Source organism: Luteibacter sp. P4_E6, assembly GCF_056401535.1.
Genome location: NZ_JBFUJE010000155.1, coordinates 1 through 8,400 on the forward strand (window position 1 = coordinate 1; position 8,400 = coordinate 8,400).

General features: G+C 67.1%; 10 protein-coding genes. 4 read left to right on the plus strand and 6 right to left on the minus strand.

All coding sequences use genetic code 11. From position 1 onward, the window contains the following. A partial coding sequence (locus tag AC1DT2_RS11255) for a hypothetical protein (protein WP_477296267.1) occupies positions 1-349 on the plus strand: 349 nt, incomplete at its 5' end. 79 nt (positions 350-428) lie between these two features. Beyond that, positions 429-1,142, plus strand: a complete 714-nt coding sequence (locus AC1DT2_RS11260) for a glycosyltransferase (RefSeq protein WP_218625571.1) — start codon at positions 429-431, stop codon at positions 1,140-1,142. Between the two features lie 10 nt (positions 1,143-1,152). Here the strand turns inward: AC1DT2_RS11260 and AC1DT2_RS11265 are convergent, their stop codons facing one another. After that, positions 1,153-2,100 carry a patatin-like phospholipase family protein gene (locus AC1DT2_RS11265; RefSeq protein WP_477296268.1) on the minus strand — a complete coding sequence of 316 codons (948 nt, stop codon included), beginning with the start codon at positions 2,098-2,100 and terminating at the stop codon, positions 1,153-1,155. A gap of 13 nt (positions 2,101-2,113) precedes the next feature. Then, positions 2,114-3,106, minus strand: a complete 993-nt coding sequence (locus tag AC1DT2_RS11270; protein WP_063573755.1) for a helix-turn-helix transcriptional regulator — start codon at positions 3,104-3,106, stop codon at positions 2,114-2,116. A 242-nt stretch (positions 3,107-3,348) separates the two neighbouring features. Between AC1DT2_RS11270 and AC1DT2_RS11275 the strand changes: the two genes are divergently transcribed. Beyond that, the gene (locus tag AC1DT2_RS11275; RefSeq protein WP_477296269.1) at positions 3,349-4,245 is read left to right on the plus strand and encodes a hypothetical protein; all 897 of its coding nucleotides are present in this window, start codon (positions 3,349-3,351) and stop codon (positions 4,243-4,245) included. 33 nt (positions 4,246-4,278) lie between these two features. Further along, positions 4,279-5,316 (plus strand): DUF481 domain-containing protein, encoded by a 1,038-nt coding sequence (locus AC1DT2_RS11280; RefSeq protein WP_477296270.1) that lies wholly within the window; start codon positions 4,279-4,281, stop codon positions 5,314-5,316. 19 nt (positions 5,317-5,335) lie between these two features. On the opposite strand, the gene hemC is transcribed toward AC1DT2_RS11280, so the two are convergent. From hemC to AC1DT2_RS11300, 4 genes are all read right to left on the minus strand, one after another. Then, a complete protein-coding gene (gene hemC / locus AC1DT2_RS11285; RefSeq protein ID WP_477296271.1) occupies positions 5,336-6,256 on the minus strand; it encodes a hydroxymethylbilane synthase in 921 nt (306 codons plus the stop codon). Between the two features lie 64 nt (positions 6,257-6,320). Beyond that, on the minus strand, positions 6,321-7,034 hold the full coding sequence (locus AC1DT2_RS11290; RefSeq protein WP_063574079.1) for a LytR/AlgR family response regulator transcription factor: 714 nt from the start codon (positions 7,032-7,034) through the stop codon (positions 6,321-6,323). Further along, on the minus strand, positions 7,012-8,079 hold the full coding sequence (locus AC1DT2_RS11295) for a sensor histidine kinase (protein ID WP_477296272.1): 1,068 nt from the start codon (positions 8,077-8,079) through the stop codon (positions 7,012-7,014). Before AC1DT2_RS11295 ends, AC1DT2_RS11290 begins: the two co-directional genes overlap by 23 nt. 44 nt (positions 8,080-8,123) lie before the next feature. Further along, on the minus strand, positions 8,124-8,400 hold a 277-nt coding region (locus tag AC1DT2_RS11300), incomplete at its 5' end, for an alpha/beta hydrolase (RefSeq protein ID WP_477296273.1).

Sequence of the window (8,400 nt, forward strand, 5' to 3'; positions counted from 1 at the left end):
CGCCCAGGTCGAGGCCGGTTTCGTCGGCCGCGCGACGCGGCTCAAGGGGCCGATGCCGGCCGGCGTCACCTACGTGCGCGACTGCACGGTGGGTCCGTACCCGGCCGTGCACCTGGTGACCCGCATGAACGACGAGCCGGTGGTGGCCCTGTACATGCCGGGCAAGATGGACACCACGCCCGGCACCTTCGTGCGCGATGGCTGGGAAGGCAGGCAGATGCCGCTGCACGGCGGCACCCTGGTGGTCCTGGCCCAGCAGGGCGCCAGCCGCAGCGCGATGGACGCCGTGGAGCGGGGCTGGCGTGCCGCGATCGAAGGCCCGGCGCCGCAAGTCATCGGCCGGATCTGAACGAACGCGGCGAGCGCGGCCCCATCCCGGGCCGGTTGGGCGATAATGCCGCCCCGAATCGAGCCACCCCGGAATCGCGATGACCGACCTCGCCGTAGTCGTGCCCGTCTTCAACGAGCGCGACAACATCCCGCCCCTCCTCGCCGAGATCGCCTCGGCGCTGCGCGGCCGGATCGACTTCGAGATCATCTACGTGGACGACGACAGCACCGACGACAGCGTCGCCGTGCTCACCGCCGCCAAGGCGCAGTATCCGGAGCTGCGGGTCATCCGGCACCTCACCCGCAGCGGCCAGAGCACGGCCGTCTGGAATGGCGTGCGCAACGCGCGTGCGCCGTGGATCGCCACGCTGGATGGCGACGGCCAGAACGACCCCGCCGATATTCCCAAGCTGCTCGCCGCGCGTGACGCCTCGCCGGCGCTGAAGCTGTTCGCTGGCTGGCGTGTCACGCGGCGCGACAGTTTCAACAAGCGCATCTCGTCGAAGGTCGCTAATGCGGTGCGCTCGCGCATGCTCCAGGACAGTACCCCGGATACCGGTTGCGGCCTGAAGCTGTTCGAACGCGAGACGTTCATGCGCCTGCCCTACTTCGACCATATGCATCGCTACCTGCCGGCGCTGGTGAAGCGTGCGGGTTTTGCCAGCCAGAGCGTGCCGGTGGGGCATCGTCCGCGCACAGCGGGGACGTCGAAGTACGGGATGCTGGACCGGCTTTGGGTCGGGCTGGCCGATCTGCGCGGCGTGGCCTGGTTGATGCGGCGGGCGAAGGTGACGCGTACGGAAGAGGTCTGAGGCGGCGCTTTCAGCGCTTCAACATCCGCGGCTGCCAGGCATCCAACGCCTTCGCCGTGCGCTCGCGCCCCAGCTCGATCAACTCTCTCGCGCGGTAGAACTCGTACACCGTCGATACATTGCGCGGAATCTCGATCAGCACGTCCGGCTGGTAGGCCGCCAGGCGCAGCCGTGAGAGATTGGCCTGCATCAGGTCCATCGCCTGGGTCATCAGGTCGAACGCACCGGGATCCCTGAGCTTCGGCTTGCCATCCGACGAAGGCAGTACGCGTCCGATCAGACGCCCGAGCTTGGCGGTATACCCTTCGTCGGTGCGCACGGTCACGTCCTTTTCCGGTGGCTTCTGCAGTTCGGCCGCGCCATCCACGCTTACGGCGATCACGTAGTCGGCGTCTTCGCGCATCAGCGGAAGCACCGGCAACGGGTTCAGTAGCGCACCGTCGACCAGCCGGCGACCGTCGTGCACATACGGACGAAAGAGCGTCGGGATGGCGATGGAGGCGCGGATCGCATCGAACAGCGGGCCCTTGGTGAGCCACACTTCGCGCTCGCGATCCAGGTCGGTCGCCACGGCCGTATAGGAAACATTGAGCTCCTCGATGTTGACCTCACCGATGAGCTCACGCAGCGCCGCCATGATCCGGTCGCCCTTGATGAAACCACCGCCCGAGAAGCTCCAGTCGACCAGGCGCAACACGTCGAACCGCGCCAGGGCGGAAACCCAGTCGCGATACACATCGAGCTTGCCCATGCCGTAGATGCCGCCGACGAGCGCACCCATCGACGTGCCGGCAATGGCGACGATTTCAAAACCGCGTTCCTCGAGGACTTCGATCGCGCCGATATGGGCGAGTCCTTTTGCCGCCCCTGCACCGAGCGCAAGGGCCACACGCGGCTTACGCGGCGTACCGCTGGCGGCGGGCAGGGCGCCCGGATCCGCGATATCGATCTCACTCATGCAGCGGCGGCGCTCAGTGGTGGTTGTTCGAACTGTTCTGGTAGCCGGTCAGGGCCAACTGGAGCAGGATCTTCATTTCTTCGCGAAGCGGCAGTGGCGAGACGATCTCGGCATCCGGCCCGTACTTGAGTACGTCCATCAACAGTTCGCGCGAGTTCGAATACGGCACCTTCAGTTCGTAGCGTCCATCCGGCAGGGACTCGCCCTTTTGCTGCGAGTGCCAGTGTTCGTCTGCCACCCAACGCGCGGCATGCGATGAAAAACGGATAGTTGCCCAGGCCTTGGGCTTGCCCGCGAAGATGCCATAGCTGGAGGCGAGCAGGTCGTTAAGCTCGGCGTCGTCCACGTCCCTGGCCTTCGTCTCCAGCGACTGCGGGTCCGCGATGCGATCCACCGCGAAGCTGCGCAGGGCTTCACGGTCGTGGTCCCAGACGTCGAGGTACCAGTTGTCGCGATAGTGGGTGAGCCGCTGCGGTGACACCGTGCGCTTGGAATCGGCATTGGTGGTGCGCGCGCGGTAACGGAAGCTCAGCTGGCGACGTTCGAGCGTCGCGCCTGCGACGATGCGAAACACCTGCTGGTCCATCTTGCGCGCGCCCCAGGAAATCACCCGGATGCGGTCCACGGGCAAGGCCTTTCCGCTGCCGTGGTCGGAAAGCAGGCGTTCGATGCGCGCCTTGAACGGCGCCAGCGCGCCTGCGAGCACACCGGGATCGGATCGACCGATAAGCTCATTGAGCGCCATCAGCGCGGCCAGCTCGTCACTGGTCAACCACAGGCCAGGCAACTCGAAGCTGTCGGCCTCGGAGGCGTCGTAGCGGAACGAGGCCTGCTCGCCGGCGACGCTCTGCACGGGTGCACCCAGCGCATCGCGCAGGAAGGCGACATCGCGGTAGAGCGTGGCACGCGAGCATTCAAGCTCGTCCATCAGCCGGGACAGCGGCACGGGATAGTGCGCTGACTTCAGCAGGCGGTGCAGGGTGAGAATGCGCTCGTAGCGGTCCATGGGTGTCGCCGGCTGGATGGTGCTTCGGGAAGTGTGTCCGTGCGGGCGTGACGCCCGTATCTACGCGACTCAAGCATGGCGGTGGCGATGGCCGTCCGCAAGGGACATGAGACTCGGCCATTCGGGGGGTCGCCCGATCGCAAGTTTGCGCCGGGGGCCATAAGGCGCAAAAATGCTGCTTTGCGATTCGCCGAAGGCCTCCCCCGACCATGGCGGAACCGAAGCACGCAGGCCCGGCTCTGGTGGGTCCACACGAACCGCCGGACGACGCTCCTCGCGCCGACATCCTGTTCACCGCCCCTCTCGTGGTCATCCAGACGGCCACGGCGGCCGGCTATGGGCTGTGGATGGTGCTCGGCATCTCGCTGGCGCTCGGGGTCTATCCCGACGGCCGCGGCGAGGTGCTCGCGCCCCTGACCATCGGCCTCGTGTTCGTCAGCCTGGGTCTCATCGCGACCTGTCTGCGCCTGGGTTTCGCGCCGGACTGGCATGGCTGGAACCCGGCCAAGCGCATGATGCCCACGGTCGAGGGACTGGTGGCCATGGTGAATTACCTGCCCATGCTGGCGCTGGCTGGCCTGGCGCGGGGAGAAAACGCGTTCTGGGCGACCCGTCTGGCCGGCGCCATCCTCGTCCTGTGTACACTTGCCACCCTTGTGTATACGGCGCGGAGCGCGTCGCGGCGGCTGCCTCCTGGCGTGGCCGCGCTCGCCAACACGCAGCCGTTGGGCCGCACGGTGTCTGCCGTGTTCGCCGGCGGTCTGTGGCTCTGGGTTTGCGTCGCACTGCAGAATGAGACGGCGATCGATCCACCCACCCCCTGGCGACTCGGGCTTCTCGCCGTGGCGCTGGCGTTGGGTATCGTCGAGGGCATGCGCTGGCGCGCGGTGCGCCAGCTGGCCGATGAGCGCGGCGTGCCGGAGCGCTTCACCACCGGTGGCGCGGCCGCGCGCCTGCTGGTCGGGCGTGTCGGCGTCGCGGTGCTTTCAGTCGGGCTGCCGTGTCTTTTACTGGTGTCGCACCCCGCCGGACGGATGCTGGCGCCGGCCGCTGGTTTGGCCGCGTTAAGCTGCGTTATCGGTCAATGTCTCGAGCAAAGGCTCTATGGGCGCGCCTATGCGCAGCTCATGGCAGTCTAGCCATTTACACTTCCATTCACATACGGGTAGACGATGAAACAATCCCTGATCGCCACGCTCGTCCTTGCCGCGCTGCCGTTCACCGCGTCGGCGCAGGACGCCAACGCCACCAAGAACGCCACCTCCGCTACGCCTGTCACAACGGCGACTACCACGACAACGACTACGCCGACGACAACCACAACGCCAGCCACAACGACCACCACGACGACGACACCCGTTGTCGCCGCGGCGCCCGCACCGGCTCCGGCCTCCGCTCCGTTCGACGCCAACGCGCCGGCCCCCAACGCCGCGCCCAACGCGGCCCAGAACGGCGGCTGGACCGGCTCGGGCGAATTCGGCTTCGCCTCGTCGCGCGGTAACTCACGCACCGAAAACGCCAACGCCAAGCTCGGCCTGAGCCAGGAAAACGAGCTCTGGAAGAACAACCTCTATCTTAATGGCCTGCGTTCGAAGGGCGAGACGACGGTCACCGATGCCGACGGCAACACGATCGATAAATTCAGCACCACGGCCAACCGGTATGACACCGGCGCGTCGGTGGGCTACAAGTTCGATCCGCGCAGCTACATCGTGACCGCCGCCCGCTACGAGCACGACGACTTCGGCGCCAACCTGTGGCAGGGCATCGTCTCGGTCGGCTACGGCTACATCGCCCTCAAGAACGAACGCGCCGAGCTGTCCTTCGAAGTCGGTCCCGGTTACAAGCGCTACCAGCCTGCCAAGTCCACCCGTCCGGAGCTCAATGCCGACGGCACGCCGGTGGTGGATCCGGCCACCGGCGCCGCTGTGTCGGAGCCGTATACCCCGAAGGACGAGGGTGAGGTGGTGGGACGTAGCCTGATCAACGGCAAGTACCGTCTTACCGAGAACACCGCGCTGGAAGACACGCTACTGATCGAAGCAGGCTCGAAGAACCAGTACTACCAGAATGATATCGGCCTGTCGGTCAGCATGACCAAGAAGATGGCGCTGAAGCTGGGTTACCAGATCCGCTACAACAGCGACATCCAGCCGGGTACGGTGAGCACCGACAAGCTGATGACGACGAACCTCGTTTATAACTTCTGAGTTTGCGGGCCGGATTCACTCAACGCTGAGGCGCTAAAAACGCCTCGGCGCCGAGCCCGATCAACATCGCCGCCACTTCGTGCCCCAGCTCCACGGGTGTGTCGGCCTTCGCATCGGCCTGCGCACGCAACAGCTCACCGGTATGGGCGTTACCGACCATACCGTGCAGCGTGAGACCGTATTCGGCCACCACGCACCACGCGCCGATCGCCACGGCGCAGCTACCGCCCAGTCGTTCGTTCATGGCGCGCTCCGCGTCCACGGCAATCTGTGTCTCGGGGTCGCCCAGGGCCGCCATCAATTCGGCAACGCGGGTGTCGCTGGCGCGCGATTCCACGGCGATCGCGCCCTGGCCCGGGGCCGGAAGCCAGTCCGGGCTGGCGAGGCGTGCGGTGATGCGTTTTCCGAGGCCGAGACGCTCCACGCCGGCACAGGCCAGGATGATGGCGTCGTAGTGGCCTTCATCGAGCTTGGCCAGCCGGGTATTCACGTTGCCGCGCAGATCGAGCAGTTGCAGGTCGGGCCGCACCGCGCGTAGCTGTGCCTGGCGTCGCAGCGACGAGGTGCCCACGCGCGCCGCGTGCGGCAGGTCGGCGAGATTCGCGTACTGGTTGCTGATGAAGGCGTCGGCGGCGTCCGCGCGCGGGAGGATGGCCGAGAGCACGAAGCCCGGCTCCAGCTCCGCCGGCACGTCTTTCAAGGAGTGCACGGCGATATCCGCGCGATCGTCGAGGATGGCGATTTCGAGTTCCTTGAGGAACAGGCCCTTGCCGCCGATGGTCGCCAGCGAGCGATCGAGAATCTCGTCGCCCCGGGTCGAGAGGGGCACCAGCTCCACCTGCAACCCCGGGTGCGCCTGGCGCAGGAGGGAGGCAACGTGCTCGGCCTGCCAGAGGGCCAGGGCGCTCTTGCGGGTGGCGATGCGAAGTGGTGCGGTCATTTCTATCCAGGCGGTCGATCGGTCGAGGCGGGATTGTCCCGCGTTTCGCCCCGGTCTTGCACGCTCAGCCGGCGTCGGTACGTAGCAACTGGCGTACCGCGGGCAGGTTCCGCCGGCTCACCTCGGGCGTGACCTCGGTGCCGGAGAGCCGGGCGAGCACGCGGCCATCGCTCAGCGTTCGCAGGCCGAGGAGACGGGCCCGCGGCACCAGGCAATTGCGATGCAGGCGGACCAGCCGGTCGCCGTGCGCCGTTTCGAGCTGGCGCAGGGAGTCGTCGATCAGCCACATGCCGCCGCCATGGTGGACGGCCACGTATTTCTCGTCGGCCAGCAGATAGAGGACATCGTCCAGACGCACGCGGACCTCGTCGGCGCCGTTGCGCGCGCGCAGCCAGGTGGCCTGCGTGGAGGGGGTCGGTCGCAAGCGTGTTGCCACGCGATCGAGGGCCTCGTCGAGGCGCTCGGCGCGTACGGGCTTCAGCAGGTAGTCCGTGACGCCAAGATCGAACGCGCTCAACGCATGCTGCTCGTAGGCCGTACAGAACACCACCTGTGGCCGTATCGCCGCCTCGGCAAGGCGACGCGCCACCGCCGTGCCACCGAGACCGGGCATCTCGATATCGAGCAGGATCAGGTCGGGTTGCAGCGCCGCGCAGGCCTCGAGTGCGGCCTCACCGTCGGCTACGCTGCCGACCACCTGCACGTCGCCGCGCCGCGCGAGCAGCGAATCCAGCCGTGCCCGCGCGAGCGGTTCGTCATCGGCGATCAGCACGCGCATTCGCGGACTCCGGCAGGAAAACGGTCACGATGAAACGGTCCGCCACGGTGTCCACCCTCACGCTGGCGCGCTCGCCGTAGTGAAAGCGGACGCGCTCGCGTACGTTGCGCAAGCCGTGCCCGGTACCGGGTGTGGGTGCACCATCGGCGATCGGATTGTCGACGACGATCTCGACGCCGCCGGGTACCCTGCTCCCGCCAAGGCGGATCGTGCCACCGCTGCGGCTCGGTTGCACGCCGTGGCGGATGGCATTCTCCACCAGTGGCTGCAGGAGCATGCGTGGCATGGGCAGCTCGGGCGGTACGTCGATGTCGCGTTCCACCCGCAGTCGATGGCCGAGGCGTAACGCTTCGATCTCAAGGTAACGGTCGACGAGCATCCACTCGTCGCCGAGCGTGCCGATGGATTCCGTGTCGCTACCCAGGGCCGCACGAAACAGCTCGGCAAGGTTTTCGACGGTGCGCTCCGCCGCGTCGGGATCGACCCGGATCAGGGCGGCCACGGCGTTCATGCTGTTGAACAGGAAATGCGGACGGATACGCGCCTGCAGGGCGGCCACCTGTGCCTGTGCCTCGGCGGCCAGGCGAACCTGCCACTGCGCGACAACGAAGAAGTAGCGCAGCAGCCCCGCGCCGAGCAGCCCGGTGGCGACCACGCTGTCGCGGACGAAGTGGATCGTTGGCCGGGGAGTGATGCCGATCGCAAGACCGTGGTCCATCCACCCCAACACCGCCGCGCTGATCCCGACGGTGGCGACCAGCAGGAGCCAGACCGCCGCATAAGGCAGCAGGCCGGGCAGTCGTTGCATGCCGCCGCGCAGCTTGCACAGCGCCACGGTCAGCAGTACTGAGAGCCAGCTGGTGAAGAGCACGGCAATGCAGTAATCGCGAAGCGTGCCCGTCCCGCCGGGGGCCAGCCACATGAGGGTCACGGTCAGCGCGCCCACCACGAGCAAGGCGAACAACACCGGCAGGCTGCAGAAATCAGGTAACGGCGCCGACGGTGGGCGCGGAACGCGGGTCGTTTCGGAGGGGGTGGCGGGCATGCGGCGAGTATGCCGGATGCCTGCTCACCCCGCCGCGCACGCGATCACGCGGCGGCGAAGCGCTCCGTCAGCCAGGCGCGCACATCCGTGATCTCGGGCAGGCTGACCTGGTGCGCCATCGGGTAGCTGTGCCAGTCGATGCGATGGCCGAGCGACTCGAGCGCCTGCCGCGACATCTCGCCCAACGCCATCGGGACGATGGGATCGGCGCTGCCATGGCCCCAGAAGATCGGCGTGGCGTGGTTCGACCCGCTGCGCTCGGCTTCGATGGTCTCGTGCAAGGGCAGATAGGCTGAGAGGATCAACAGGCCAGCGAGTGTC

Bases quoted from the DNA above. Each gene is read 5' to 3' on its own strand.
- AC1DT2_RS11260 (WP_218625571.1), top strand. From the start codon at position 429: ATGACCGACCTCGCCGTAGTCGTGCCCGTCTTCAACGAGCGCGACAAC.
- AC1DT2_RS11265 (WP_477296268.1), bottom strand. From the start codon at position 2,100: ATGAGTGAGATCGATATCGCGGATCCGGGCGCCCTGCCCGCCGCCAGC.
- AC1DT2_RS11270 (WP_063573755.1), bottom strand. From the start codon at position 3,106: ATGGACCGCTACGAGCGCATTCTCACCCTGCACCGCCTGCTGAAGTCA.
- AC1DT2_RS11280 (WP_477296270.1), top strand. From the start codon at position 4,279: ATGAAACAATCCCTGATCGCCACGCTCGTCCTTGCCGCGCTGCCGTTC.
- hemC (WP_477296271.1), bottom strand. From the start codon at position 6,256: ATGACCGCACCACTTCGCATCGCCACCCGCAAGAGCGCCCTGGCCCTC.
- AC1DT2_RS11290 (WP_063574079.1), bottom strand. From the start codon at position 7,034: ATGCGCGTGCTGATCGCCGATGACGAACCGCTCGCGCGGGCACGGCTG.
- AC1DT2_RS11295 (WP_477296272.1), bottom strand. From the start codon at position 8,079: ATGCCCGCCACCCCCTCCGAAACGACCCGCGTTCCGCGCCCACCGTCG.